A 26,165-nucleotide genomic window follows, 5' to 3' on the forward strand; every position below is an offset into this window, starting at 1 on the left:
AACTTAACGCGTTCCCGATAGCATCTGCCGCTATGTCTTATGATCCTGGCGCTCTCAATTCCGCTCTGGCCGCGGCTGTCGGCGACGATAACGCCCTGATCGCGGACTTGCGGGTGGCGTTCATGGAAAGCGCCGAACGGCAGGTCGATCTGCTCGGGCGTGCGCGCTGCGACGCCAATTGGGCACTGGCCGCATGGCGCCTGAAAGGGCTGGCGGCGAGTTTCGGCATGACGTCCTTGATGGTGCTGGCGGACGAAGCGGCGGAGGCCGCTCCGGGCGATCCGCGCATCTTGCGCCGCTTGCGCGCAACGCTGGCCGCGCTCGCACAAGGCTGACACTCGCTCCAAATTGCGGTTGATCGACGGCTTTGCTTGCGTGAACCGTCTCGTCTTGCGAAAAGGCCGGTTCAACAGCAACAGGATCGTTCAGCGCACCATATGAGTTTTGCCGCTATTCTCAGCGCCAGTAGAGCGTCGGGCGATTCGCCGCCGGGATTGCGGGGCAGTCTGCTGTTCGCCGGCCAGACGCTGGTGGAATATCAGGCGCGGCAGGCGGCGCAGGCCGGGGCCGACCGCATCATGATCCTGGTCAGCGTCATCACGCCCGCCTTGTCCCAGGCGGTGGATCGCTTGAGCGCCGATGGCATCGCGGTGTCGCTGGTCCGCGACATGGTGTCGATGATCCGCGACGTCCCCCGTGACGCCGATATCCTGCTGGTCGCCGATGGCGCGATCGTGGCACAAAGCCATGTTGATGCGATAGGTGGTGCGCAGGGCAATGCGTTGCTGGTCACCGACGATAGCCGCGCCAGCACACCGTTCGAGCGGATCGATGCGGGCCAGCGCTGGGCGGGCTTGGCGCGAATCAGCCCTGCGCTACTGTTTGATACGCTCGACATGATCGGCGACTGGGATTTGTCGCTGACGTTGGTGCGGGCCGCCGTCCAGCATGGCGCACGACGCGTTACCGTGCCGCAGGACGACCTGATGGAAGGGCGGGTCACGCTGGTCGAAACGCAGCAGCAGGCCGATCTGGTCGCGAACGCCGTCACGGCGGCGGGCGCGTCCAACGCGCGCGTGCGTGGCGGCGTCGAACATTATGTCCTTGCGCCAATCGCCCGCGCTATCGGTCCCGCGCTGATGCGGATGCAGGTGCCTGCCATTCAGGTCAGGATAGCCGGGATCGCACTCGCCGGGATCGCGCTGGTGCCGGTGGAACTGACGTGGACGTTGACGGGATTCGCCCTGCTGCTGCTGGCATTGTTGCTGGCGGAGATGGCGGATCGCCTCGACGAACTGGCGTTGCGGGCACCGCCGATGAGCTGGCTGGCTTTCGCCACGCCTTCGCTGGCGCTGCTGGGGATCGTGCGTGGTGGCAGCAGTACGATGGCGCTCGACCTCGCGCTTCTGCTGGGCATCATGCTGGTGGCGGATCGCTGGCGACGCACAGGCAGGGCGCGGCCATGGATGATCGTCACGCCCGGCACGGTGCTGCCCCTGTTGATCGTAGCGGGGCTATTTGGCGTTTTGGCGCAGGGCTTCCGGGTCGCGATGCTGGCGCTCATCGCTTCGGCTGGCGCGATCATCCTGCGCCCGCGCGACTGAAATATTTCGCCGTCAGGGTTTAGTGCATTTTAAGGACGTGGGGCTAAGGTTCCTCGCATGAGCGTCTATTCGTCCCTTCATGGAGCGGCCCTGGCCGACAACTGGCCGATGGCGCAAAGGCTGGCCGGGCTGTCCGCTGTGCCCGTTTCGCATGCCATCGATCTCGCCTTTTTCTTCCCATTGGATGGTCATGCGCGTCATGATGCGTTGATCGCCGAAACGCGGCGGCACCTGGGCGGCTGCCTCAATGCGATCGAACTGGCGTTACGCGCGTCGCTTGATCATGTGCCTGATATCGCTGCGGCATTGGACGCCTCTCCCGATGCGATATGCTGGCCCACTGTGCGCGCGCAGCCGACTTTGCTTGGGTCGGCCCTGTTGGCGCATATGCAGATGCGCGCCGGGGTCAGTTTGATGCTGCGCCAATATGGTCATCCCCATGCGGACAGCGTTGCAGAGGCGGAGCCTGAAGCCTTGCTGCCTGTGGATGATCCCACATTCGGTGGCGCAGCGGCGGCACTGGTTCTGGCGGAGGGGCGATGGGCAGTCGCGGGCGGCGACGATCAGCCGATGCGGCCTGACCTGCCAGCGGAATATTTTGCAGAATTGGTCTGGACCGCCGCTGCCTGTCTGGCAGCCAGAGCGCAGCGGACAATGCCGGATGACGGCGACGCGCTGCTGGCGGCGTTTGAGCGATCCGGGTGGGCTTTGCTTGCCGATCATGATGAGAGCGCCAGCCCAATTGCCGAAGCAGACCGCCTGATACGCCGACTCGGCGAGCTGAGCGATTCGCCTGAGCTTTTGGGTGCGGCGCTTGACCAGCGTCGATTCCTGCTGTTTGCAGCGCTGACTGCTCGCCGTCTGCGCATGACGATGATGCAGGTGACAGAGATATTGACCATGGGACCATTGCCGCACGTTGCGACGCTGTGCCGAGCGTTGGGCGGATCGGATGCGGATTATCGTCACTTGCTGCTGTCCTTGCGTCCGGTTCGGCCATGCCTGACGGATGCGGCGATCGTGACGCTGGCCGACCATTATCAACAACTGAGTGATATTCAGGCGGATTGCGCGATCAGCGGCCTGCGGACACCGGCCGCTTTTCGCGCGAAGCTGGATCATTTGCGCGTTATGACAGGCGAGGCGCGCAAAGCGTGAACATGCCCGCTCATCCCTCGATCATACGCGCAACCCTGTCTGCCGACGGTCGGCTGTTAGCGGCTGATCCGCCGCTGCTGGCGTTGCAGCGGGAGGCCGGGGCCGATCTGGGCATGGGCTTTGCGGTGCCGCAGCTTGCTGCCATCGCGCGGCTGTCCAGGCGGTTAGGGATCACCGTGTCGCGCCCGGTCATGGCGGCGACCGACCGATGCGACATCGACATGTGGGTGCGGGCGCGGCCTGAGGGTGAGGGTGTATCGCTATCGGTGATCGACTGGCATGAACGTCCTGCGGTGGAGGTATCGATCGACGCCGGGCGAAGGGATGCGGATATTGCCGCGCTGGCTGAAGGCTGGACGTGGCAGATCGATCCGCAATTACAGTTTCAGATGGTGTTGGATGGCGTCGATACCCATGGCGTGCTGCCGACCGATCAACCGGTGCCAGGTAGCCGCTTTTCCAGCTATTTCCAGCTTCAGTCTGACGCGGACGGCGACATGGCGATGCTGCGCGGCTTTGCCCAACGGCGGGCCTTTCGCGATCAGGCTGCGACGCTGGCGCGTGATCCCGAGCGGCAGTTTCGCCTGTCGGGCTTTCCGCTGTTCGATCTGAGTGGTCAGTTGATGGGCTATCGCGGAACCGCCTTTCCGGTCGAGCGCGCGGTGTTCGCCCCACTGACGCAGGATGCGTCGGTCACGCTCTATCCGACAGAGTTCGGGCGGCGGCTGGATCGCTCCCTGCGCCAGCCGCTGGGGCGCATTATCGCCAATGCCGACACGATCAGCGCGCAGATGGATGGGGCGCTTCGTCCTGATTATGCGGAATATGCGCAGGACATTGCTTCGGCGGGGCGGCATCTGATGGCGTTAGTCGATGACCTGGCCGATTTACAGGCGATCGACCGGCCCGATTTCAGCGTCATCAGCGAAGAATTGGACCTGGCCGATTTGGGCCGCCGCGCGGCGGGGCTGCTGTCGGTGAAGGCGCTGGACCGGACGATTTCGATCGTCGCGCCAGCCCCCGACGTTTCCACCCCGGCGACCGGAGAGTTTCGCCGGGTGCTGCAAATCCTCGTCAACCTGATCGGCAACGCCGTGCGCTACGCGCCCGAAGGCAGCGAAGTGCGTGTCGTGACCGAGCGGGAGCATGGCCATTGCCGGATCATCGTGATCGATCAGGGGCAGGGTGTCGCTCTGGCCGATCGGGAACGGATTTTCGAAAAGTTCGAACGACTGGGACGCGACGATGCCGGTGGCAGTGGCTTGGGCCTTTATATCTCGCGCCGTCTGGCTCGCGCGATGGGCGGCGATATTCAGATCGGCGGGATGCCGGGACAAGGCGCACGGTTCATCCTGTCGCTGCCAGCGGGATAGCGGCGCGGCGGCCTGAAGCGGTCACAAAAAAACGGCGCCCCGTTCAAGGGCGCCGTTTCCATTCAACCGAACGTCGTCGCTGCGATCAGCGCTTGTCGACAGGCACATAGTCGCGCTGCGTCGGGCCGGTGTAGAGCTGACGCGGGCGGCCGATCTTCTGTGCTGGATCGGAAATCATTTCGTTCCACTGCGCGACCCAGCCGACGGTGCGGGCGAGGGCGAACAGCACGGTGAACATTTCCGTCGGGAAGCCGATCGCCGACAGGATCACGCCCGAATAGAAGTCGACGTTGGGGAACAGCTTCTTCTCAATGAAATAGGGATCATTGAGCGCAAGCCTTTCCAGTTCGCGCGCTACGTCGAACACCGGATCGGTCACGCCCATGGTCTTGAGCACGTCTTCGGCGGTCTTCTGCATCACCGTCGCACGGGGATCGTAATTCTTATAAACGCGATGGCCAAAGCCCATCAGGCGGAACGGATCGTCCTTGTTCTTGGCGCGGGCGATATATTCGGGGATGCGATCGACCGTGCCGATTTCGCGCAGCATGTTGAGCGCCGCTTCGTTCGCGCCGCCATGCGCCGGACCCCACAGGCAAGCGATGCCCGCCGCGATGCAGGCGAAGGGGTTGGCTCCCGATGACCCTGCCAGACGCACGGTCGAGGTCGAGGCGTTTTGCTCGTGGTCGGCATGCAGGATGAAGATCTTGTCCATCGCATCGACGATAACTGGATCGGGCACATAATCTTCTGCGGGGACGGAGAATGTCATGCGCAGGAAGTTGGCGGTGTAGGACAGGTCGTTGCGCGGATAGACGAAGGGCTGGCCCACCGAATATTTATACGCCATTGCCGCGATCGTGGGCATCTTGGCGATCAGGCGGTGGCTGGCGATCCGCCGCTGCACCGGATCGTTTATGTCGGTCGAATCATGGTAAAAGGCGGAAAGCGCGCCGACCACGCCGACCAGGATCGCCATGGGATGGGCATCGCGACGGAAACCACGGAAGAAGGCGCTCAACTGTTCATGCACCATCGTGTGGCGCGTGATCGTGGAGATGAAGTCGTCCAACTCGCTCTTCGACGGCAGTTCGCCGTTCAGCATCAGGTAGCAGACTTCCATGAAGCTGGATTCTTCGGCCAACTGACCGATCGGATAGCCACGATGCAACAGGACGCCTTCATCGCCATCGATGTAGGTCAGACCAGATTCGCAACTGGCGGTCGATGTGAAGCCGGGATCATAGGTGAACATGCCGGTATTGGCGTACAGCTTGCGAACGTCGATGACCTGGGGACCGACAGTGCCGTCCATGACGGCATAATCCTTGGCTTCCCCGCCCAGTGTCAAAGTGGCATTTTTATCCGACATATTGTTCTCCTTGAGTGCCATCAACCGATCGATGCGTGCCCCACATCGTTCAGCCGTTCCAAGCTTTCCTCTTTTCCCAGAAGGAAGAGGACATCGTAAATTCCCGGCGATACGGTTCGCCCGGTCAGCGCCGCCCGCAATGGCTGCGCCACCTTGCCCAATCCCAGGCCAGCATCCTCTGCCACGCGGCGTATCGGTTCCTCGATCGCTTCGACCGTCCAGGACTGGACGGATGAGAGAGCGTCGGCCGCCTTGACGATCAGCGCGCGTGCGGATGCGTCTAGCAGAGTGGATGCCTTTTCGTCAAAATCCAGGGGGCAATTTTTGAACAGAAATTCAGCGCCCTCGGCAATTTCGTTAAGCGTCTTGGCCCGCGGCTTGAGTGAAGGCGTCGCCTGGGTCAGAACGTTCATATTGGTATCGGAAATGGCGATTCCAAGGCGCTGTTCGACCCGCGGCGCGACCAGCGCGGCCAAACGTGCATCGTCCGCCTCACGCAGATAATGGCCGTTCAGATTTTCCAGCTTCTTGATGTCGAAGCGCGATGGCGAACGGCCAACGCCCCCGATGTCGAACAGTTCGATCGCGCGATCGACTGGAATAAATTCCTCGTCGCCATGGCCCCAGCCAAGACGCAGCAGGTAATTGAGCACCGCTTCGGGCAGCATGCCCATGTCGTCCCGATAGGCATCGACGCCCAGCGCGCCATGGCGCTTGGACAGCTTGGCCCCGTCCGATCCGTGGATCAGCGGGATGTGCGCATAGACGGGTTCTTCCCAGCCGCCCTCGATCTCCGCCATCGCCTTGATGATGCCAAGCTGACGAAACGCGTTGTTGAGATGATCGTCGCCGCGAATGACATGGGTGATGCCCATGTCATGATCGTCGACCACGACCGCCAGCATATAAGTGGGCGTGCCATCGGACCGCAGCAGGATCATGTCGTCCAGTTCGGCGTTCTGCACGACGACGCGACCCTGGACAGCGTCCTCGATCACGGTTTCCCCATCTTTCGGGGCTTTCAGGCGAATGACGAAGGGCGCGCCTTCGGGCGCATCCTGCGGCGCGCGGTCGCGCCAGCGTCCATCGTAGCGCATCGGTTGTTTGGCCGCCCGTTGCTGTTCCCGGAGCGTCGCCAGTTCTTCGGGCGTGGCATAGCAGCGATAGGCATGACCGCCGTTCAGCAGCGCATTGGCAACCTCCGCATGGCGCGGGGTACGCTCGAACTGGAAAACGGCAGGTTCGTCTCCGCCCAGGCCCAGCCAGTCCAGACCGTCGAAAATCGCAGCAACGGCTTCGTCGGTCGACCGGGCGCGATCCGTATCCTCGATCCGCAACAGGAACTTGCCGCCATGGTGTCGCGCGAACAGCCAGTTGAACAGAGCGGTGCGTGCGCCGCCGATATGCAGGAATCCGGTCGGGGATGGCGCGAACCGGGTCACGACCGGCTTGTTCATTCCCGTTGCGCTTGCCGTCATATTCCCTGACACTCGTCCTGCTGATCTATGAATGCGACGCCCCCTAGCATGGCTTTTGAGCCACGACAAACCTCGCTTGTGGTCAGGGCCACAGGTGGCGCGCGCGTGCTTTTCGCTCGGGTCGAAAGCTGGATGGAATGGGAGCGCGAACAGGTGCCGCTCTGGGCACCGGTGGGGCTTGGTCTGGGCATAGCCGCCTGGTTCGCCTTGCCAGACCGGATCGGCTGGCTGGGCTTTGGCTGCGCCATGCTGGCTCTTGCCTGCGCTGGCCTGCTTCTGCCCGATGGCACGCGATTGCGGCGCATGATCGTGACGGGCGGCATGCTCGCCTGCATCGGGTGCCTGCTGGTGTGGGGGAAGGCCATGTTGCTGGGTCAACCGCCGCTGGCTCGCGCTACATTCGCGTTGGTGACGGGGGAGGTCGTGTCTGTTCGTCCGGTGCCGGCGCAGCATATGGTCCGCGCGATATTGAAACCCGAAGCCGCGTTGAACCTGCCCGCCATCATCCGCGTGAATATTGCGGAGGAGGACATGCCGGATGGGCTGGGCGAGGGCGCAAAGATTCGCTTTCGCGTCCGCCTGATGCCGCCCGCACCCCCTGCCGTGCCGGGCAGCTATAATTTTGCCGCGCGCGCCTATTTTCAGGGGATCGGCGCCACTGGCAAAGCGCTGCGGCCGATCGAAGTGCTGCGCCCTGCATCCGGTGTGGCGCCGCTGCGCAATCGGCTGTTCGCGCATATATCGTCGCAGATCGACGGCCCGCCACAAGGGATCGCTATCGCGCTCGCCACCGGGGATCAGGGGGCGATCGCGCAGGCCGATGCCGACGCCATGCGCAACAGCGGGCTGGCGCATCTCCTGTCGATCAGTGGCCTGCATGTGACCGCTCTGATCGGCGCCGTCATCTTCCTGTTGATGCGCGTGATGGCGCTCAGCCGTCGGGCGGCGCTCGACTGGCCGTTAATGCTGATCGCAGCGAGTGGCGGGGCGCTGGCAGGTATCGGCTACACGCTGTTGACGGGGGCGGAGGTGCCCACGGTGCGATCGTGCGTTGCGGCATTGCTGGTGCTGGGCGGATTGGCGCTGGGGCGAGACGCGATCACGCTTCGCCTCGTCGCGACGGGCGCGCTGGTCGTGCTGATATTCTGGCCCGAAGCCTTGGTCGGTCCGAGTTTCCAGATGAGTTTCGCCGCCGTCACAGCGCTTGTAGCGCTCAGCGAGCACCACCGCTTTCGTGCCTTTGCGATGGCGCGGGATGAAAGCACCATGCTACGGTTGGGGCGGGCTGTGGTGGCGACGCTGCTGACCGGTATTGTCATCGAACTCGTGCTGATGCCGATTGCCCTTTTTCATTTTCACAAGGCGGGCATGCTCGGTGCGTTCGCCAACATCGTGGCGATCCCGCTCACGACCTTTGTCGTGATGCCACTTGAGGCGCTGGCGCTACTGGGCGATCTGGTCGGGATCGGCGCGCCGTTCTGGTGGCTGACGGGCCAGATGCTTCAACTGCTGCTGTGGGTCGCCCATGGCGTCGCCGCCAATCCGGCCGCGACGATGCTGACGCCGGCGGTGCCGTCCTGGATATTCGCGATGATGTCTGCAGGGATAGTGTGGTCTCTGCTCTGGCGCAGCGGCCTGCGCTGGGTTGGCCTCGCGCCGATTGCAGCCGGGATAGGAATGATATGGAGCCTGTCCCCGGCCGACATATTGGTGACAGGGGACGGCCGCCATGTCGCGCTGCGCACAGCAAAGGGGGGGATGGCGATTCTGCGCGCGGGTGCGGGGGATTATGTGCGGGATACGCTGGCGGAAAGCGTCGGTCATGACGGCGATCTGGAAGATTTGACGCACTTGCCTCAGGCGCGATGTTCGACCGATCTGTGCGCGGTGAACATGACGGCGGCAGGGCGGCGCTGGCGACTGCTTCTGACGCGCAATGATGTTCTGGTCGAGCGCGCCGTCTTTAGCCAGAATTGCGCCGACGCCGACATCGTCGTGTCCGACCGGCGATTGCCACGCTGGTGTCGCCCCCGCTGGCTCAAGATCGACCGGAGCCTGCTGGCGCGTACCGGTGGGATGGCCATCAACCTTACCGATACGACGGTCCAGACAGTGCGCACGCCCGGCGACGCGCATCCATGGATCGTCCGCCCGACATATCGCCGGACGGACAAGACCATGCGCTGGCGACCTTCACCCTAATTATAACGGCGCAAAAGTCCTGCGAGCTTGCCCTGTATCCGCACTTGGCCAGATTCATAGAGTTGCGGTTCATAGGCACTGTTGGCCGGGTCGAGCCGCACCCTTGGCCCTTCGCGGCGGAAATATTTGAGCGTTGCCTCGCTGTCGTCGATCAGGGCGACGACGATCTGCCCTTCGCGTGCGACATCGGTGCGTTGGATGAGGGCAAAGTCGCCATCCAATATGCCCGCTTCCATCATGGAATCGCCCGATACTTCCAGCGCATAATGATCGCCCGCGCCCAACAGGGCAGCAGGCACGGACAGCATAGTCTGACCCTCCATCGCCTCGATCGGGACACCTGCGGCAATGCGGCCATGCATGGGGATTTCGATCACATCGTTTGCGGCGGTCGGCAGCATCGGCGTGCTGGGAAAAGAAGCGGCTGGATTGGTCTCCGCAACCTTCGCAGGAATACGATGCATCGCGTCCGGCAGCTTCAGGACTTCCAGCGCCCGCGCCCGGTTAGGCAGGCGACGGATGAAACCGCGTTCCTCCAGCGCATTGATCAGGCGGTGGATGCCGCTCTTGGACCGCAGGTCCAACGCATCCTTCATTTCCTCGAACGAGGGCGAAACGCCGGCTTCATCCAGGCGCGTCTGAATGAAGCTGAGCAATTCCTGCTGCTTGAGTGTCAACATCGTCACAGTCCTCCATGGAACGTATGAAGAACGCATAGGAAACGAATGGAGGCAAGTCAAGCGGCCAACAGCTCGTCGCATCGGCGGGAACGCAGGCGCGATTCGCTGGTTATGCGTTTGTTCCTTCCGATAGTGAAGGGCGAGGAGAGTGAAGATGCTGAACCTGCATGACCAGTCCGCCCCCCGCCGCAGACAGCATCGCGACGACGCACATGGACAACGCAGCCGCTCCATTCGCCGCTATCAGGCCGAGAGGCAATTTGGCGATGGCGATCATGAAGAATGCGCGCCGGGCGAAGTGCAGCATCGTTGAACCAGTCCATCAGCCGATAGATATGATGGAGACGTTTTCACCGATTTGTGCAGCCTTAGCCCCTGCGGGACGGAATATCAGGCAGTCGGCCATCGCTAATGACGCCGCTGCTGCGCTATCCTGTGATGTGACTGTGACGATTCCCGCTCCATCACGCCGCGCACGCAGATAATCATCACGATTTCCCGTGTCGGGAAGATCGGATGCAAGCACCGCGTTCCTCATCTGGGGCAGGGGATCGGATGCGCCAGACATATGTCGAATCACAGGTATCAGGAACAGGCTGGCAGTGACGAAGGCGGACACCGGATTCCCCGGCAGCCCAATGAACAGGGCGCCATGTATTCGACCAGCCATGAGCGGCTTGCCCGGACGCATCGCGATTTTCCAGAAATCCAGTGTTCCTCCAGCTTTTGTAAAAGCCGGGCGGACCAGATCATGATCGCCAACTGACGCGCCGCCTGTCGAAACGATGATATCGGCATCTGCGGCCTCATCAAAAGCGACAGTCAGCAGATCCAGATTGTCACCGATAATGCCCAGGTCGATGACGTCGCATGGCAATGCAGCGAGCATCGCCGCCAGCATCGGCGCGTTGGAGGACGGCAAACTACCTGGAGGAGTGGGTGCGCCGGGCGGAACCAGTTCATTACCCGTCGAGATAATCGCCACCCGCACTCGCCGACGGACCGGCAGCATGCCATGACCGCCCAGCGCGGCGAGCGCGATCTGCGCCGGGCCGATTTTGCTACCCGCGCGCAGGAGAAGGCTGGCTTGGCCGAAATCGGATGCCGCAGGACGAACATGTTGGCCGCTCGTCAATGCGCCATCGACGGCGCGAAGGATGTCATCCTCTACAGCCGCATTTTCCTGGATCAATATGGCGTCCGCGCCCTCAGGCAATGGCGCGCCAGTGAAGATGCGGCACGCCTCGTCCCGTGGGAGCGCATCAGGCGGCGTTCCCCCCGCACTGCTCGTCGTCGTCACACGCCACGGACCGGGCCATTCGCTCGCCCGCACGGCATAGCCGTCCATCGCCGAAAGAGCGGCCCATGGCTGGTCCCGCAGCGCGACGACATCGCGCGCCAACCAGCGCTCGGTGCAACCCACAAGCGGACAATCCTCGACGGGTAGCGCCTTGGCCAGCGTGAACAGGCGGGATTGCGCCTCGGCAACCGGCAACAGGCTCATGGCGCGCGCCAGTCCCCTGATTTGCCGCCGGTCTTGGCGATCAGGCGGACGCCGCCGATTACCATTGCCTTGTCCAAAGCCTTGGCCATGTCATAGACGGTGAGCAGCGCAACGGTGGCAGCGGTCAGCGCCTCCATCTCCACGCCTGTCACGCCAGCGGTGCGGGCGGTTGCGGTGACGGTAACGCCAGCCTGACCCAGATCGAAGTCCACGCTCACGGCAGACAGGGCGATGGGATGACATAACGGAATGAGGTCTGCCGTCCGTTTGGCGGCCATGATGCCCGCCACGCGTGCGACGGCCAGCACGTCGCCCTTCCTGACCAGACCGTCGGCGATCGCCGCAGCGGCCTGCGCGCTCATGTCGATGCGGCCTGACGCAATGGCTTCGCGCGCCGTCACGGCCTTGGCCGACACATCGACCATATGCGCTGCACCGTCGGCGTCCAGATGGGTCAGACCGCTCATGCCCCCGTCAGCAGGTTGATCGTTGCAGCTTCCACGTCCGCCTGCCGCATGAGTGTTTCGCCGACCAGGAAGCAGCGCACGCCATGGTCCGCCATCGCCACCAGATCGGCATGCGACCCAAGCCCGCTTTCGGCAACGAAGGTGCAGCCTTCCGGCGCTTTGCCGACCAGTTCGTAAGTGCGCGCGAAATCGACCGAGAAATCGCGCAAGTCGCGATTGTTGACCCCGATCAGTCGCGAGCGCAGCTTCAATGCCCGCTCCAGTTCCGCCTCATCATGCACCTCGATCAGTGCGTCCATGCCAAGGCCCAGCGCTGCATCCTCGATTTCGGCCATCTGCCCGTCGTCCAGTGCGGCGACGATAATCAGGATGGCATCCGCGCCCAGCGATCGGCTTTCCAGTATCTGCCACGGATCGACGATGAAATCCTTGCGAAGCACAGGGATGGCGCAGGCGGATCGCGCCGCCATCAGATAATCGTCATGCCCCTGGAAATAGGGTTCGTCGGTCAGCACCGACAGGCAGGCCGCACCGCCAGCCGTATAGGCCTGCGCATGAGCGGGGGGATCGAAATCCGCGCGGATCAGCCCTTTGGAGGGGCTGGCCTTCTTGACCTCCGCAATCAGGCCGAAGCCCGATCGGGCGGCGTCATCCAGAGCTTTGCGAAATCCGCGTGGCGGCGTCTGTTCCGAAGCGCGCGCGTGCAGCGCCGAGACCGTCGTTGCAGAACGACGACGGGCAACCTCCTCCCGCTTGACGTTGCAAATTTCGATCAGCTTGTTTGTCATAGATAGGCAATCCAGCAATTGAGGAGGGCGTTGGCAAGGCCACGGTCGATGGTTTCGGCCGCTTCCTCCACACCTTCACGAAGATCGGCAACGGCATCGGCCACGACAAGGGCCGCAGCGGCGTTGAACAGCACGGCGTCGCGGTAAGCGCCCGGTTCGCCTTGCAACAGCGCGCGCAGGGCAGCTGCATTATGGGCCGCGTCGCCGCCCCGGATCGCCTCGACCCTCTGCGTTGTCAGGCCCAGATCGGCGGCGGCCAACCGACGCATGGCGACGACGCCATCGCCAGTGATTTCCGCCACGTCATTCCCACCTGCCAGCGATAGTTCGTCCAGCCCTTCGTCGCCCGATACGATCATCGCACGATCAACGCCCAGTTCCGCCAGCGCCTGCGCATAAATGGGAACATAGGCCGGCCGTGCGATGCCGACCAGTTGTCGTCGCACGCCTGCAGGATTGGCGAGCGGCCCCATGAGGTTGAAAATGGTGCGTTCGCCGATCGCCTTGCGGATCGGACCCAGCCGTTTGAGCGCAGGGTGATAATTTTGCGCGAACAGGAAACAGATGCCCAGGTCCGCCAGCGTCGCTTCTGCCGTATCGGCAGCGCGGTCGAGGTTCAGGCCAAGTGCTTCGAGCGTATCGGCAGCGCCCGCCTTGGACGATGCGGCGCGGTTGCCATGTTTGGCGACCGGCACACCTGCCGCTGCCACGACGAGCGATACGGCGGTGGAAACGTTGAGCGTATGATGGCCATCGCCCCCGGTGCCGCATACATCGATCGTGCCGACCGGCGCATCGACACAGATCATGCGCGCGCGCATCGCGCGGGCGGCGGCGGCGATTTCCGTCGCGGTTTCGCCACGTCGCGCCATGGCGACGAGAAAGGCGGCAATGTCATTTTCGGGCAGGTCGGCGTCGAACAGCAAGTCGAACGCTTGTGCTGCGGCCTGCGCATCGAGCGGGCTGGAAGGATCGGGAAGCCGGTTCATCCCGCTTGCCTTAGTCGGCAGGGGGAGGAAAAGTCGAGAGGGCGTCAGCGCTTAATGACGCACTTTTTCCGCGATCTCATAAGTTGCCCTTGGCATCAGATGCTCCCACGAAGGCGGGATTCCAGTCCGAACGTCGGAAATTCGCTCCCGCCTTGGTGGGAGCATATAGCCAGTTGGAACCGGCCCGATCAGGCCACTTCGCGTTCCTGAACCGGCATCCCGGCGATCCTCAGGAAATTGGCCAGCATGTCATGCCCATATTGGGTGGCGATGCTTTCGGGATGAAACTGGACCGAATGGATCGGCAGCGTGGCGTGGCGGAATCCCATGACCGACCCATCCTCGCTGGTCGCGTTGACCACCAGATCAGCAGGAATGTCCTCCACGATGAGCGAGTGATAGCGGGTCGCGGTGAAGGGGGAGGGCAGGCCGCCGAACAGGCCGGTGCCGTCATGCGCGACTGGCGATGTCTTGCCGTGCATCAACCCGCCGCGCACCACCTGGCCCCCGAAATGCTGGCCGATCGCCTGATGGCCAAGGCACACGCCCAGCAAGGGCGCGCCCGCATCGGCACAGGCGGCGACCAGATCCAGGCTGACGCCCGCTTCATTGGGGGTGCAGGGGCCGGGGGACAACAGGAACGCCTTCGCGCCACTGGACAAGGCCTGTCCTGCGGAAATGGCGTCGTTACGGACGACTTCGACCTGAGCGCCCAGTTCCATAAGATAATGGACCAGGTTCCAGGTGAAGCTGTCATAATTGTCGATGACGAGGATCATGGTGCAAGGCCTTAGCGTGGGATCGACGCGGGGGGAAGTGGGAGCGAACAGGATGAGCCGTCAGGACCCGAGCCAATTCTGCGCATCCTCCAGCGTCAGGAATACGCGCAATCGCGGATGCACCAGCGTGCGTTCCGCCTGCGCCTTGTTCAACTGACTGCCGACCACCACGGCGGCACGTCCGCCAGTCAAAGTGATGCCGCCGCGCATGATGTTGGCGAGCAGATCGGCGACATCGTTCGCCTGCACCGGGAATGCCAGTGATTCGACCAGCACGTTGAAATCCGTGCGGATTGCCTGTGCCTGACGCGCCTTCGCGCCTACCTCTTTGGCAAATGCCACCACGGTTTCCGGCTTCCAGAACCCTTCGACCTTCAGGATCAGGCAGTTGGCGAGATGGTCATAGTCTACCTGAAACATGCGTCCCCGGTCCAAAAAGGGCGGCCTGCGCCGTTGCGTAACGGCTGATGCCGATTTTCAGTCGGCGCAGCCACCATTTTTGTCGGCGAAGGCGATCGCTATGCCCTCTTCACGCGCGTCCAAGTCCATGGCTTGAAAAACAATTCGCGCCGGGCCATATGGGTTGGTGCCGGGTTCGCCCGGCTATGGTGATAAATGGTGTCGTGTAATAGACGCAGCGGACCCGGGGGCAGTACCCGGCGTCTCCACCACATGTCCCGCCGGACTTAAGGTTCGACGGGATGTCTGACGGGGGCGAACTAGGATCGACGTGTGTTCAAAGGCGATGTTTTTACCCGGCCCGTGTAAGCCGTTAAACTGTGCAAAACTCACAAGTGCCAACGATAACGAAGCACTCGCCATTGCAGCGTAATTGAGGGCCTCACGGCCTGATATTATTCTAAAATAGCGCGGTTGAACCCACCGGGCAACAGAAGGGAATTCAGCGGCCCCCGGAGGCGCCGGGCAACAGAAGCCTCCGGACCTATATCCCCACATCGCTGGATATCACGCCGGGCAATCGCCCGGTCGAAGTGTCGCGTCGGCGCGAATCACTTCCCATAACTGCGACCATATTCAGTTACGCTTTTATGACAATGCGATGAAATAATCGTAAGAGACTGTTATTAAGTCGATAAATCTTCTTTTTCATGGCCCTCCGCCACCTTGCGTGGATGTCATCAAGATGAAATAATCATCGTTATAGTAAGAAGTTTTTTTCGGAGAAATATGATGTCGAAAGCCGCTATTCTCATGGGTGCCGTGCTGGCTCTGGCCGCTCCGATGGCGGCTTGGGCTGCCCCGGACAGTCTGGTTGAAGTCGGCCTGCCAGATGGGCGTCTGGCCGCTGCCGCGCTAGAATCGGGGAATTTTACCAAGGCGCAGCGTAATCTCACCGTCGTTCGCCCGGACGCCGCCAACGATCCTGCGCGCCTCATCAATCTGGGCAATGCCTATGTCGGTATGGGCCGCATGGCTGACGCGCGCACCATCTATGCCCGCGCGCTTTACGCACCCGACGCAATGCTGACCCTGGCCAACGGGACCGAAGAATCTTCCCGTTCCATCGCCCGCCGCGCGCTGGGTCGGGTGGAAAGCAGCTACGCGATGCGGTAAAAGCCGCATTCACATTCAGGACGGACAAAGGGCGCTTGCTATTGGGTGGGCGCCCTTTGTCATGACGTTGTCATCATTGTCGCTAAACAGTCATATAATAGTCGCTGTTTCGTCACCAAATACCAACACCCCTGTCATCCACGCACCCTAGTTGCCCATTCGGAGGGCGACAGGGGGCGTTGTCCGAATCGAAATCCCCTGCGCTCCGCATTTTAACAAACCCGGCGAAATGCCGGAGCGGAGACGACATGGCCAAGTATAACCGTATTCACACGATTTTGATGGCAGGTTGCGCTTGCGCAGCGTTGAGCGCGTGCGGCGCGGACGACATTGCGTCGCCGGGCGAAGGCACGATCGTCATTCCGGCTCCGACGCCGACCCCTACACCTACGCCGACCCCCACACCGACGCCGACCGGCGTTACCCCGGCCGCCAACTGCCCGACCATTGCCGGTACGAACCAGCTGACGGACCTCGGCACCGTTTCCGACGGCGCGAACACATGGCGCAATTGCGGCTTCCCCGCGCGCTTTACCGCGTCGACCGCCATCGCGAAGGTTGCAGGCGTCCTCTATTCGCTGCCCGGCCGTGTTGATGTCGGCACCGATCAGGGCGCTGCCAGCACCAACACCGACGTCACGCTGACGATCGATCCGGGCGTCGTGGTCTTCGCCGCAACCGGTAACAGCTATCTGGCCGTCAACCGCGGTAACAAGATCAACGCCGTTGGCACCGCCACTGCGCCGATCGTCTTCACCAGCCGCGAAAACGTGCTTGGCACCACGACGGATCAGTCGTCGGGTCAGTGGGGCGGCGTCGTGCTGCTCGGACGCGCCAAGATCACCGATTGCGCCGCTCCTGCCGCCGCCGCCGGAACGGTGGCCTGCGAACGTGATACCGAAGGCTCCAGCAACGCTCTCTATGGTGGCGCGAACGATGCCGACAATTCGGGCCGCATGAGCTATGTGCAAATCCGCTATTCCGGCTTCGTGCTGGCAGACGGCAAGGAACTGCAGGGCCTGACCCCTTCGGGCATCGGCACCGGCACGCAGCTTGACCATATCCAGATCCACAACAGCTCGGACGATGGCATCGAAATCTTCGGTGGCGCGGCGAACCTGAAATATCTGGTGTTCACCGGCAACGAAGACGACAATCTGGACACCGACGTCGGCTTCCGTGGCACGGCTCAGTTCATCATCTCGGCCCAGCGCGAAGGTAACAATATCGGCGACACCTTCCTTGAAACCGACTCTAACGGCGGCACCAACAGCAACGCCAGCGAAGACGTAATCCCGCGCCAGTATCTCAAAGTCGCCAACTTCACGCATATCCAGCGTTCCAACACCGGCGACGATGGCGCCGCGATGTTGCTGCGCGGCGGTGCCGATCTGGCGCTGGTCAACGGCATCATCATCAGCCCCAACCAGAGCTGCCTGCGCATCAACGGCGCGGCTGCGGTGCGTGACGCCGACACCGCTTTGCAGGACGCTGGCAAGCCGCGCTACATCTCTGTCGTGATGCAGTGCAACGCCACGCCTTACAAGGGCACCGGCACCGGCGTGACTGCCGATCTGGTCAAGACGATCTTCGAAGCGGGCGCGAACAGCACGATCACCTACACCCCGTCGCTGACGTCGCTGTTCATCAATGGTGCGACCGAAACCGCCCGCGTCGCAGTCGATCCCAAGACGATCGACGCTGCCTTCACCACGACCAACTATATCGGCGCGGTCAAGGACAGCAGCGACACCTGGTATACCGGCTGGACCTGCAACTCGGTGAGCGCCAGCTTCGGCACCACCAGCAAGAATTGCACGGCGATCCCGACGACCTGATCGGACCCACGACCTCAACAGGGGCGGGGGAGCGTTGTACCGGCGCTTCCCCGCCTTCTTTGCGCCCAATGTTTGCACTGACTATTTCCCAAAGGGGGACACCTAGCATGTCGAAGCCGCTCAGCCTGGCGCGCCTGCTCCTGATTTCCACTGCCCTGATCGCACCTGGTGCGATTGCGCAGACCGATAGTGCCGCGCCCGCAGCGGGCGACGCAGGCATGACCTCGACGCCCAGCGCGGCAGACGAAGCGGCGGCCCAGTCGGGCAATGTCGATGTGTCGATCCCTGGCGCGGACATCATCGTCACCGGTCGCCGCACCGCCAATATCTCGCAGAACGCGCCCGAAGTCGTGAACGTCCTGTCGGCCGCCGACATCAAGCGCACGGGCGAGGGCGACATCGCCGGTTCGCTCCAGCGCGTCACTGGCCTGTCGGTCGTGTCGGGCGGCTTCGTCTATGTCCGTGGCCTTGGCGATCGCTATTCGCTTGCGCTGCTCAACGGATCGCCGTTGCCCAGCCCCGAACCCCTGAAGCGCGTCGTGCCGCTCGACCTGTTCCCCACCAGCGTGATCGCATCGACGCTGGTGCAGAAAAGCTATTCCGCCAATTTCCCCGGTGAATTTGGCGGCGGCGTCATCAACCTGACGACCAAGGCGATCCCGACCGAAAGCTATCTGGAAATCGGCCTCGGCAGTTCGGCGAACACCGAAACGTCGGGTCAGCTCGGTTACACCCATTATGGCAGCAAGTCCGACTGGACCGGCTTTGACGACGGATCGCGTGACGTCCCGCCGTTGCTCAAAAGCGCGATCGCCAGCGGCACGCCTTTTGCTGACCAGCCGCGTGCCGACCTGCGCAACATCGCGATGCAGTTCCTGAACGCCGATACGTCGGTGGTACAGAGGACCAACAGCCTGCCGTTCAACTTCTCCGCCTCGCTCAATGCGGGTACGGCGACGGATCTGGGCGGCGACGGGCGCATCGGCGTCGTCGCCAGCGCGTCCTACAGCAACAAGTGGCGCACCCGCGACACGCTGCAACAGGCATCTCTCGATGTCGGGGCCGGGGCTGGAAAATCGGTCCAGCAGGTCAGCACCGACAATGAAATGACCGTCAACGGCCTGATCGGCGTCGGTCTGGAACTGGGCGCACAAAAGCTGCGCTGGACCAACCTTTACATCCGCGACACGTTGAAGCGTAGCGCCCTGTCCATCGGCCAGAATGACGGCCAGATACAGGGTGCCGATTACTTGACGCAAAACACCGCCTGGTACGAACGGCAGTTGATCGACACGCAACTGGCAGGTGAGTTCAAACTGTCGGATGCCCTCAGCCTCGACCTGCGCGGCAGCTACGCCAATTCGCAGCGGGAAGCGCCCTATGAGCGTGAATTTGTCTATGTCCGCTCCAACCGAGAACTGAGCGTCGATCCCGTCGGCGATCGCTTCGTCAACGCGCTCAACCGTCAGCGTGGCGACGCATCGGTCACATTCAGCGACCTGAACGAAAATCTATGGTCGGGTGGCGCTGACCTCAGCTATAAATTCTCGCCGGCGCTCACGGTTACGGCAGGCTATGCCTACACCGATACCAAGCGTCGGTCTTCGCGTTATGAGCTGCATTTCGATGCGACCAACCTGCCGATCCCGGTGCAGCAGCAGCGCCCCGACTATCTGCTGTCGGATGCCACGATCCAGCTGTTCGACATCAGCCTGCTGGAATTTTCCGGCAACTATCCCGTCTATGACGCGGCGCTGCGCGTCCATGCGGGCTATGGTCAGGTGCAGGCGGAACTGTTTCCCGGTCTCAGCTTCAACGCTGGCGTGCGCTATGAAAAGGGCAAGCAGTCGGCCACGGGTGTGGACGTCTACAACACGGGTCTGACCCCGTTCAATGCGCTCAATAACGACTATTGGTTGCCCGCCGTCACGTTGACGTTCGAAGCATCCAAAGGGCTGCAATTCCGGGCCAGCGCATCCAAGACCGTTGCGCGTCCGCAGTTCCGCGAACTGATCGCCCAACCCTATCTGGATACCGAGGCGAACCGTTTCTATCGCGGCAACCCCTTCTTGCAGGATAGCCAGCTGTGGAACGGCGAAGTCCGTGCCGAATGGTATATGGGCAAGGACGAGCGGCTGATCGCGGCGGCCTTCTACAAAAAGATCGACAATCCGATCGAAACCTACACGACCATCACGGACACCTATGCCGTGACGACCAGCTTCGCCAACGCCCCCGAAGCCCAACTCTACGGCTTTGAACTCGAAGCGCAGAAATATATCCCGCTCGATGGCCTGTCCGAAGGCGGTTTCTTCTCCACCCGTCGCGTCGCGCTGATCGGCAACTATACCTACACCCAGTCGAAGCTGAAGGTGAAGGCCGGGGACACGACCATCCCTTATACCTACACCACCGGCGACCTGCCCGCTGCGTCGGACTTCTTCCTGAACGGCGTACCGCTGACCGGACAGTCGGACCATCTGGTCAACCTCCAACTGGGGCTGGAGGATACCGATCGCCTGTCGCAACAGACGTTGCTGCTGACCTATGCCAGCCCGCGCGTCACCAGCCGTGGTCCCAACCTGCAACCCGACATCATCGAAAAGCCCGGCGTGACGCTGGACTTCGTTGCGCGGCAGGGCGTGAAGCTGCCCGGCGGCATCAACAGTGAAGTGAAGTTCGAAGCCCGCAATATCCTGGGCCGCAAGTTCCAGGAATATCAGGAACAGGGCGACAACCGGGTCTATTATAACCGCTACAAGATCGGCACGACTATCGCCGCGTCGCTGACCGTAGCCTTTTGATCCCAAACCTATGAATATGGTGATGGCCGGTCCGCTTTCATGCGGGTCGGCCATCGTCGTTTGAAACTTATGGTCGGTTTCACTTCCGCCTCATGCTATGCCTTCCGCGCAGATGGGGGCATGCGGCTAAGGAGCGGCTCTTGAATCGTGAAATCGAACTGAAACTGGACCTGCCTCATGATGGGGCTGAAGCATTCCTGCAATGGCCCTCGCTGCCGTCGGATCATGACATTGCGGATCTCCACGCCACCTATTTGGACACACCCGATCGCGATCTGGCGCAGCGCGGCGTCAGCCTGCGCATCCGCCGCTCGGGCGACCAATATATCCAGACCGTGAAGGCCGACGGCGACGGCGCGACCGGTCTGTTTTCGCGCAACGAATGGGAAGTTGCCGTCAGTGGCGACACGCCCGTGCTGGACGACAATAATCCGGTCGCCGCGATGCTGGGCGACGCCATCACCACGCTCGTGCCGCTGTTCAAAGTGGATGTAGAGCGGCGCACATGGTCGCTGCGAGAGGGCGATACCGACATCGAACTGGTACTGGACCGGGGTACAGTGACCGCAGGCGACCGTCAGGCATTGGTGTGCGAAATCGAACTGGAACTGAAATCCGGCGATCCCGCCGCACTTTTCGCACTGGCGCAGCGTATCGCCGCCGATCATCCCACCCGGCCCGGCGTGATGACCAAATCGGAACGCGGCCATCGCTTGCGTGAACCGGCGCTGCGTGCGGTGAAGGCGGAGGCTGTGACGCTAGACCCCGCCATGACCGCCGGGACAGCTTTCGCCCGGATCGCCCATGCCTGCCTGCGCCATTATGCCCTGAACGAAGCGCTGCTGCGCGATCATTATGATCCCGCCGCCGTGCATCAGGCGCGCGTCGCCATCCGTCGCCTGCGATCGGCATTCTGGCTGTTCAAGCCGATCCTGCCAGTGCAGGACGTCGATCGCTTTTCGGACGATTTGCGCTGGTGGGCAGCGATATTGGGGGAAGCGCGCGATCTGGACGTTTTGGCAAAGCGGATCGGTGATGACCCCAGCCTGGAATCAGCGCGGACTTCTGCGCATCAAAAGGTCACGCAATGGCTCGCATCGGCACGCGTGCGGCTGTTGACGCTGGACCTGATCGAATGGCTGACGCTGCATATGGGGCAGGGGAAGGGGGCCGATCGACCCGCAACCGAAATCGCGTCCCGTCGCCTGCGAAAATTGCGGCGGCGGATCAGGAAAAATGGCCGCGATATGGCAACGCTCAGCGATGAAGCGCGTCACGCCGTGCGCAAGGACGCCAAGAAACTGCGCTACGCATCGGAATTTCTGGCCGGGTTGTTCGATGGCGGCAAGCAGGTCGCGAGACGGGCGAAATTCATCAAGGCGCTGAGCAAGATGCAGGAGCGTTTGGGCGACCTCAACGATCTGGCGACCATGCCCACCCTGATGGCGCGTCATGGCCTGAAGATCGACGACGCATCATACGCAACGAGCAGGGAGCAACTGCTGCTGGCCGCTGCCAAGGCTCATCATGGCTTTGCCGACCGACGCCGCTTCTGGGCCTGACGCGCCTCAGCCCCAGGGCTTTTCGCGATACCATTTGGTGATGACATGTTTCACCCCGGCCCGCACCTTCATGCCATGGTGCAGGCTGGTGGGGTTGGATATGCCGGGCGACAGGCGATTGTTCCATGCCAGCAGCTTGCCCGTTTCTGGATGCACCGTCTTGCCGATCTTTGGGAAGCGGGTTGCGCCGCCCGCTATCGGCGTGTCGAGATAAACCATCGCCGTCCACGTCCGGTTGCCCGCGACCGAACAATAGGTCGCATAGTCCGCACCCTTGGGATCGAAATAATCGGTATGCGCCTTGAACTCTTGCCCTACATCATAGCGCTGCCCCTGAATCGGTTCGCCATAGGCCGGGTCGATCCCCACGAAATCCGCCAGCATCGCGTCGATACGCGCAACGAAGGGATCGCCATAGTCCAGATCGCATGTTTCGCTGGTGCGAAAATAGCCGTCGCCATTGGCGTCGGCGATGGTGGACGGTCGTCGCCCCGCCTCAATCCGCTCGATCAGCGCCACGCAATCCTCCGCCGATAGAAAGTCGCGTTTGATGAACAGGGTCAATTCCCTGCTCGGAACGCGCTGCACCCGTGGGTGCGCGCCGATCCACGCCGGATCGCCATCGGCGGCCGTGGGGGTGACATTGGTCCTGTCGGTCATCGTCGGTCCCGATCAATGGCATGCCATGCTGGCAAGACGCGGCGTTGCTATCGCGTCACGCTGCAAATGCAAGTGAAGCTGATATATTTCGGTGACTGTCATATAACCGCCATCCCGTTGTCATCGAACCGTAAGAAGACCTGCCTAGCAGACACCCAGAGCTACTGGGGAATGACCAATATCATGCGGGGGCGGTTTACCTTCACATCACGCAAGGGCGGTGCGCCCCGCGCCCGATCCTTGCCGCCGTTCGACTGGCTGCGAGGGTTGGAGATTGGGCTGCTGGCGCTGCTGGCGATCCAGTGCGTCCGGCTGATGTGGGTGGCGGTGACGCCGGTCGGCAGCTTTGGTCCATGGGAAGGGCGGCAGGCGCAAATATTGTCCGCTTCCGCACGAAAATCACTCTTCGCCAGCTTCGATCCCTTCTTTCGCAGCGATGCGCCACAACAGGCGGGTAACGCCGTCGTCACCTCGCTCGCGCTGACCCTCTATGGCATCCGCCTCAATGAAGGCTCAGGCTTGGGTTCGGCGATCATCGCCTCGCCGGACGGGGTGCAGAACAGCTTTGCCGTGGGCGATGAAATCCTGCCCGGCGTCGTGCTGAAGGCGGTTGCCTTCGATCATGTGACGATCGACCGTGGCGGCGCAGCCGAACAGATATTCCTCGACCAATCGACACCCGCGTCGGATGCGCCCGCACCCGCTGGCGAAACCAGCGGATGGCAAAGCGCCGCCCCGCCGCCGCCATCCGCGCCCGGTGCAGGCCCAAGCGCCGATGCCCTGAAACGCGACATCGGGTTCGTCCCACGCATGCAGAATGGCCGGATCACCGGCCTCGCCGTCACCGCCAAGGGACCGACCTTCGCCAGCGCAGGCTTTCGCCCCGGCGACATCGTGACCCAACTGAACGGTCAGCCGATCGGATCGGTTAGTGATCTTCAGGCGCTGCAAAGCCAGATCGCACCCGGCGCGCGCTTGTCCCTGACCGTAGAGCGCGGCGCTGCCGCCGCGTCCATCAACCTGATCGTGCAAGGCCAATGACCAGACATTTTCTCCACTTCTCCGCCGCGCTGGCTTTGGCGCTGGCCGCCCCGGCGCAGGCACAGCAAACACTCAACGTCCGCGATGCTGACATACGCGCCTTCATTCAGGACGCGGCACGGGTGACGGGGCGAACCTTCATCATCGACAATAAGGTGCAGGGCAAGGTGTCGGTCGTAACCGACCGGCCACTGTCCCGGACCGAATATTTCGAGATCGTCCTGTCCACCCTGCGCGCCAATGGCCTAGTGGCGGTCCCCGCTCCTGGCGGTGCCTATCGCATCCAGCCCGCCGATGGCGCGGCGGGCCAGCCCAGCAGCGTAGGCCGCGCCGCCAACCGCAACAGCTTCGTTACCGAAGTCTTCCGCCTGCGCTCGATCGACGCGGCCAGTGCGCTGGAAACGCTGCGCCCACTGGTCAGCAAGGAAGGCTCCGTCACCGCCAACCGCGCGGGCAACAGCGTGGTCGTGGCCGACTATGCCGACAATATCGTGCGCATCCGGCAAGTCATCGCGCGGGTCGATCGCGACACGTCCGCCACGCAGATGGTGATGCTCAAAAATGCAGGCGCGCGCGAAATCGCGACCTCGCTTCAGGCGCTGGTGGCCAGCAGCGGCAGCGGCGAAAACGCCTCGCCGTCCGCTGCCACCGTCGTGCCGATCGACAGCAGCAACGCCGTCGCGATCCGGGGCGATGCCTCCACTGTCGCCCGCCTTGCCGCCATGGCCCGGCAACTGGACCAGCAGGCAGCCAGCGGCACCGAAATCCGCGTCTATTGGCTCGAACATGCCGACGCCGAAAAATTGCTGCCCGTGTTGCAGCAACTGGTGGGGCAATCCACCAGCGGACCCGTATCCGCTGCCGCCCCGTCTGCGAGCGCTGCCCCAGCCGCACAGGCGGCCGCGCCGGTAGCGGCGGCATCCGCTTCCTCCAGCGGCAGCGGCATCTCGACGCGCGGTCCCGCCATCGTCACTCGCTACGAAGGCGCGAATGCCATCATCGTCGCGGCCAACAGCGACGTGCAACGGATGCTGGGCGAAACCATCCGCCAACTCGACACGCGCCGCGAACAGGTGCTGGTGGAAGCGATCATCGTGGAAATCAGCGATACGGCGGCCAAGAAGCTGGGCGTCCAATTCCTGCTGGGCAGCACATCCACCGGCTTTGCCGCCACCAACTATTCCAACGCCTCGCCTAATCTGCTGACGCTGGCGGGTGCCTATGGCGCGACTCAGCTCGGCACGACCAAGACGACAGTGGTGGCTGCGGATGGCAGCACCACGACGACCGAAACGCAGACCAACGGCGATCTGGCCAGCACGCTGCAACAGTCCGCGCTCAGCAGCCTGACCAGTGCCACTGGCATCATCGGTGGCCTTGGTACGCAGATCGGCAAGAACGGCATTTTCGGCGCGATCATCAACGCAGTGAAATCCGACACGGAAAGCAACCTGTTGTCCACGCCGTCGGTCATGACGCTCGACAATCAGAAAGCGTCGATTCTGGTCGGGCAACAGGTGCCGGTGACGACCGGGGAAGCCCTGTCCCAGAATTTCGACAACCAGTTCCGCACCGTCCAGCGGCAGGACGTTGGCATTAAGCTGGAGGTCAAGCCGCAGATCAACACTGGCGGCGCGATCAAGCTGTTCCTGCGACAGGAAGTGTCGAGCGTCGCCGGCCCGGTCAGCAATAGCAGCAGCGACCTCATCATCAACAAGCGCGAGATCGAAACGACTGTCACCGTGGACGACGGCGAGATACTCGCGCTGGGCGGATTGCTCGACGATAACGAACGCAAGACAATCGAGCGTATCCCGTTGCTGTCCGACATTCCGGGGCTGGGCGAACTGTTCAAGTCGCGCAGCAAAAGCCGCGCCAAGACGAACCTGATGGTCTTCATCCGCCCCACGATATTGCGGACTAAGGAGGACGCGCAGCGCCTGACGCAGCAACGCTACGGCTATGTCCGGGGCATGCAGTTGCAGCGCAATCCCGACATGGAACCGACGATCGACGAACTGGTGCGCGACTATATGGGCGCGACCCCGCCGGTCGCCGCGCAGCCCGGCGATGCCGTGGTAGTACCCGACGCGCCGCCCCCCGTGCCGGAAGTGATCCAGCCTACCGTCCGCCAATCAAGCGGCGTCGTGCGCCCGGTCGAAATCCCGGCCAGCGGAGCGCGCAAGTGACTATGCTTCCACTCCCCCCGTTCGCCCTGAGCCTGTCGAAGCCTGTCCTGAGCGACTGCTGTAAGCAGGCAGTCGAAGGGGGTCTTTCTTTTCTTCAAGAAG

The 26,165-nt window shown here is 62.6% G+C and carries 22 protein-coding genes and 1 other RNA gene; 13 read left to right on the top strand and 10 right to left on the bottom strand.

Annotated features, from left to right (window positions below):
* Positions 1–32: 32 nt before the first annotated feature.
* The 4 genes from WA070_RS20245 to WA070_RS20260 all read left to right on the top strand — a co-directional run bounded on the left by WA070_RS20245 (position 33) and on the right by WA070_RS20260 (position 4,135).
* Positions 33–335: an Hpt domain-containing protein gene (locus tag WA070_RS20245; protein ID WP_422635719.1), complete on the top strand. Its 303-nt coding sequence runs from the start codon at positions 33–35 to the stop codon at positions 333–335.
* Positions 336–437: 102 nt separating this feature from the next.
* Positions 438–1,604, top strand: a complete 1,167-nt coding sequence (locus WA070_RS20250; protein ID WP_422635720.1) for a hypothetical protein — start codon at positions 438–440, stop codon at positions 1,602–1,604.
* Between the two features lie 57 nt (positions 1,605–1,661).
* On the top strand, positions 1,662–2,762 hold the full coding sequence (locus WA070_RS20255; RefSeq protein WP_422635721.1) for a DUF2336 domain-containing protein: 1,101 nt from the start codon (positions 1,662–1,664) through the stop codon (positions 2,760–2,762).
* On the top strand, positions 2,759–4,135 hold the full coding sequence (locus WA070_RS20260; protein WP_422635722.1) for a sensor histidine kinase: 1,377 nt from the start codon (positions 2,759–2,761) through the stop codon (positions 4,133–4,135). Before WA070_RS20255 ends, WA070_RS20260 begins: the two co-directional genes overlap by 4 nt.
* An 85-nt stretch (positions 4,136–4,220) precedes the next feature.
* On the opposite strand, the gene gltA is transcribed toward WA070_RS20260, so the two are convergent.
* Complete coding sequence (gene gltA / locus WA070_RS20265; RefSeq protein ID WP_422635723.1) at positions 4,221–5,507, bottom strand: citrate synthase; 1,287 nt, start codon at positions 5,505–5,507, stop codon at positions 4,221–4,223.
* 20 nt (positions 5,508–5,527) lie between these two features.
* Complete coding sequence (gltX, locus tag WA070_RS20270) at positions 5,528–6,964, bottom strand: glutamate--tRNA ligase (RefSeq protein ID WP_422635724.1); 1,437 nt, start codon at positions 6,962–6,964, stop codon at positions 5,528–5,530.
* A 69-nt stretch (positions 6,965–7,033) separates the two neighbouring features.
* Here gltX and WA070_RS20275 point away from each other — a divergent pair, with 69 nt between their 5' ends.
* Positions 7,034–9,187: a ComEC/Rec2 family competence protein gene (locus tag WA070_RS20275; protein WP_422635725.1), complete on the top strand. Its 2,154-nt coding sequence runs from the start codon at positions 7,034–7,036 to the stop codon at positions 9,185–9,187.
* Here WA070_RS20275 and lexA read toward each other — a convergent pair.
* Complete coding sequence (gene lexA, locus WA070_RS20280; protein ID WP_422635772.1) at positions 9,184–9,867, bottom strand: transcriptional repressor LexA; 684 nt, start codon at positions 9,865–9,867, stop codon at positions 9,184–9,186. The genes WA070_RS20275 and lexA overlap by 4 nt on opposite strands.
* Before the next feature lie 154 nt (positions 9,868–10,021).
* Between lexA and WA070_RS20285 the strand changes: the two genes are divergently transcribed.
* Entirely contained in the window at positions 10,022–10,180 is a 159-nt protein-coding gene (locus WA070_RS20285; protein WP_422635726.1) for a hypothetical protein, read from the top strand.
* Between the two features lie 9 nt (positions 10,181–10,189).
* Here WA070_RS20285 and WA070_RS20290 read toward each other — a convergent pair whose 3' ends face one another.
* From WA070_RS20290 to WA070_RS20315, 6 genes are all read right to left on the bottom strand, one after another.
* Positions 10,190–11,371: a molybdopterin molybdotransferase MoeA gene (locus WA070_RS20290; RefSeq protein ID WP_422635727.1), complete on the bottom strand. Its 1,182-nt coding sequence runs from the start codon at positions 11,369–11,371 to the stop codon at positions 10,190–10,192.
* Positions 11,368–11,838, bottom strand: a complete 471-nt coding sequence (gene moaC / locus WA070_RS20295; RefSeq protein ID WP_422635728.1) for a cyclic pyranopterin monophosphate synthase MoaC — start codon at positions 11,836–11,838, stop codon at positions 11,368–11,370. The genes WA070_RS20290 and moaC overlap by 4 nt, the downstream gene beginning before the upstream one ends.
* The gene (gene trpC, locus WA070_RS20300; protein ID WP_422635729.1) at positions 11,835–12,626 is read right to left on the bottom strand and encodes an indole-3-glycerol phosphate synthase TrpC; all 792 of its coding nucleotides are present in this window, start codon (positions 12,624–12,626) and stop codon (positions 11,835–11,837) included. Before trpC ends, moaC begins: the two co-directional genes overlap by 4 nt.
* A complete protein-coding gene (gene trpD / locus WA070_RS20305) occupies positions 12,623–13,615 on the bottom strand; it encodes an anthranilate phosphoribosyltransferase (RefSeq protein WP_422635730.1) in 993 nt (330 codons plus the stop codon). The genes trpC and trpD overlap by 4 nt, the downstream gene beginning before the upstream one ends.
* Before the next feature lie 188 nt (positions 13,616–13,803).
* Complete coding sequence (locus WA070_RS20310; RefSeq protein WP_422635731.1) at positions 13,804–14,394, bottom strand: anthranilate synthase component II; 591 nt, start codon at positions 14,392–14,394, stop codon at positions 13,804–13,806.
* A 60-nt stretch (positions 14,395–14,454) separates the two neighbouring features.
* A complete protein-coding gene (locus WA070_RS20315; RefSeq protein ID WP_422635732.1) occupies positions 14,455–14,814 on the bottom strand; it encodes a hypothetical protein in 360 nt (119 codons plus the stop codon).
* Positions 14,815–14,942: 128 nt separating this feature from the next.
* On the opposite strand from WA070_RS20315, the gene ssrA reads away from it, so the two are divergent.
* From ssrA to WA070_RS20340, 5 genes are all read left to right on the top strand, one after another.
* Positions 14,943–15,298, top strand: a transfer-messenger RNA (tmRNA) gene (gene ssrA, locus WA070_RS20320).
* 284 nt (positions 15,299–15,582) lie between these two features.
* Entirely contained in the window at positions 15,583–15,969 is a 387-nt protein-coding gene (locus WA070_RS20325) for a tetratricopeptide repeat protein (protein ID WP_422635733.1), read from the top strand.
* A 248-nt stretch (positions 15,970–16,217) separates the two neighbouring features.
* Positions 16,218–17,807 carry a hypothetical protein gene (locus WA070_RS20330; protein WP_422635734.1) on the top strand — a complete coding sequence of 530 codons (1,590 nt, stop codon included), beginning with the start codon at positions 16,218–16,220 and terminating at the stop codon, positions 17,805–17,807.
* Positions 17,808–17,914: 107 nt separating this feature from the next.
* On the top strand, positions 17,915–20,611 hold the full coding sequence (locus WA070_RS20335; RefSeq protein ID WP_422635735.1) for a TonB-dependent receptor domain-containing protein: 2,697 nt from the start codon (positions 17,915–17,917) through the stop codon (positions 20,609–20,611).
* Positions 20,612–20,751: 140 nt separating this feature from the next.
* Positions 20,752–22,173, top strand: a complete 1,422-nt coding sequence (locus WA070_RS20340; RefSeq protein ID WP_422635736.1) for a CHAD domain-containing protein — start codon at positions 20,752–20,754, stop codon at positions 22,171–22,173.
* 6 nt (positions 22,174–22,179) lie between these two features.
* Here WA070_RS20340 and WA070_RS20345 read toward each other — a convergent pair whose 3' ends face one another.
* Positions 22,180–22,833 carry a prolyl hydroxylase family protein gene (locus WA070_RS20345; protein WP_422635737.1) on the bottom strand — a complete coding sequence of 218 codons (654 nt, stop codon included), beginning with the start codon at positions 22,831–22,833 and terminating at the stop codon, positions 22,180–22,182.
* A gap of 183 nt (positions 22,834–23,016) precedes the next feature.
* Here WA070_RS20345 and WA070_RS20350 point away from each other — a divergent pair, with 183 nt between their 5' ends.
* Entirely contained in the window at positions 23,017–23,874 is an 858-nt protein-coding gene (locus WA070_RS20350) for a type II secretion system protein N (RefSeq protein WP_422635738.1), read from the top strand.
* Positions 23,871–26,063, top strand: a complete 2,193-nt coding sequence (gene gspD / locus WA070_RS20355) for a type II secretion system secretin GspD (RefSeq protein WP_422635739.1) — start codon at positions 23,871–23,873, stop codon at positions 26,061–26,063. The genes WA070_RS20350 and gspD overlap by 4 nt, the downstream gene beginning before the upstream one ends.
* Positions 26,064–26,165: the final 102 nt, after the last annotated feature.

Source organism: Sphingobium sp. (assembly GCF_049304695.1).
In the GTDB taxonomy this organism is placed as follows: Bacteria; Pseudomonadota; Alphaproteobacteria; order Sphingomonadales; family Sphingomonadaceae; genus Sphingobium.

Excerpts from the sequence above, each read along its gene's own strand:
- WA070_RS20245 (WP_422635719.1), top strand. The coding sequence starts at position 33 with ATGTCTTATGATCCTGGCGCTCTCAATTCCGCTCTGGCCGCGGCTGTC.
- WA070_RS20250 (WP_422635720.1), top strand. The coding sequence starts at position 438 with ATGAGTTTTGCCGCTATTCTCAGCGCCAGTAGAGCGTCGGGCGATTCG.
- WA070_RS20255 (WP_422635721.1), top strand. The coding sequence starts at position 1,662 with ATGAGCGTCTATTCGTCCCTTCATGGAGCGGCCCTGGCCGACAACTGG.
- gltA (WP_422635723.1), bottom strand. The coding sequence starts at position 5,507 with ATGTCGGATAAAAATGCCACTTTGACACTGGGCGGGGAAGCCAAGGAT.
- gltX (WP_422635724.1), bottom strand. The coding sequence starts at position 6,964 with ATGAACAAGCCGGTCGTGACCCGGTTCGCGCCATCCCCGACCGGATTC.
- WA070_RS20275 (WP_422635725.1), top strand. The coding sequence starts at position 7,034 with ATGGCTTTTGAGCCACGACAAACCTCGCTTGTGGTCAGGGCCACAGGT.
- lexA (WP_422635772.1), bottom strand. The coding sequence starts at position 9,867 with ATGTTGACACTCAAGCAGCAGGAATTGCTCAGCTTCATTCAGACGCGC.
- WA070_RS20285 (WP_422635726.1), top strand. The coding sequence starts at position 10,022 with ATGCTGAACCTGCATGACCAGTCCGCCCCCCGCCGCAGACAGCATCGC.
- WA070_RS20290 (WP_422635727.1), bottom strand. The coding sequence starts at position 11,371 with ATGAGCCTGTTGCCGGTTGCCGAGGCGCAATCCCGCCTGTTCACGCTG.
- moaC (WP_422635728.1), bottom strand. The coding sequence starts at position 11,838 with ATGAGCGGTCTGACCCATCTGGACGCCGACGGTGCAGCGCATATGGTC.
- trpC (WP_422635729.1), bottom strand. The coding sequence starts at position 12,626 with ATGACAAACAAGCTGATCGAAATTTGCAACGTCAAGCGGGAGGAGGTT.
- trpD (WP_422635730.1), bottom strand. The coding sequence starts at position 13,615 with ATGAACCGGCTTCCCGATCCTTCCAGCCCGCTCGATGCGCAGGCCGCA.
- WA070_RS20310 (WP_422635731.1), bottom strand. The coding sequence starts at position 14,394 with ATGATCCTCGTCATCGACAATTATGACAGCTTCACCTGGAACCTGGTC.
- WA070_RS20315 (WP_422635732.1), bottom strand. The coding sequence starts at position 14,814 with ATGTTTCAGGTAGACTATGACCATCTCGCCAACTGCCTGATCCTGAAG.
- WA070_RS20325 (WP_422635733.1), top strand. The coding sequence starts at position 15,583 with ATGATGTCGAAAGCCGCTATTCTCATGGGTGCCGTGCTGGCTCTGGCC.
- WA070_RS20330 (WP_422635734.1), top strand. The coding sequence starts at position 16,218 with ATGGCCAAGTATAACCGTATTCACACGATTTTGATGGCAGGTTGCGCT.
- WA070_RS20335 (WP_422635735.1), top strand. The coding sequence starts at position 17,915 with ATGTCGAAGCCGCTCAGCCTGGCGCGCCTGCTCCTGATTTCCACTGCC.
- WA070_RS20345 (WP_422635737.1), bottom strand. The coding sequence starts at position 22,833 with ATGACCGACAGGACCAATGTCACCCCCACGGCCGCCGATGGCGATCCG.
- WA070_RS20350 (WP_422635738.1), top strand. The coding sequence starts at position 23,017 with ATGCGGGGGCGGTTTACCTTCACATCACGCAAGGGCGGTGCGCCCCGC.
- gspD (WP_422635739.1), top strand. The coding sequence starts at position 23,871 with ATGACCAGACATTTTCTCCACTTCTCCGCCGCGCTGGCTTTGGCGCTG.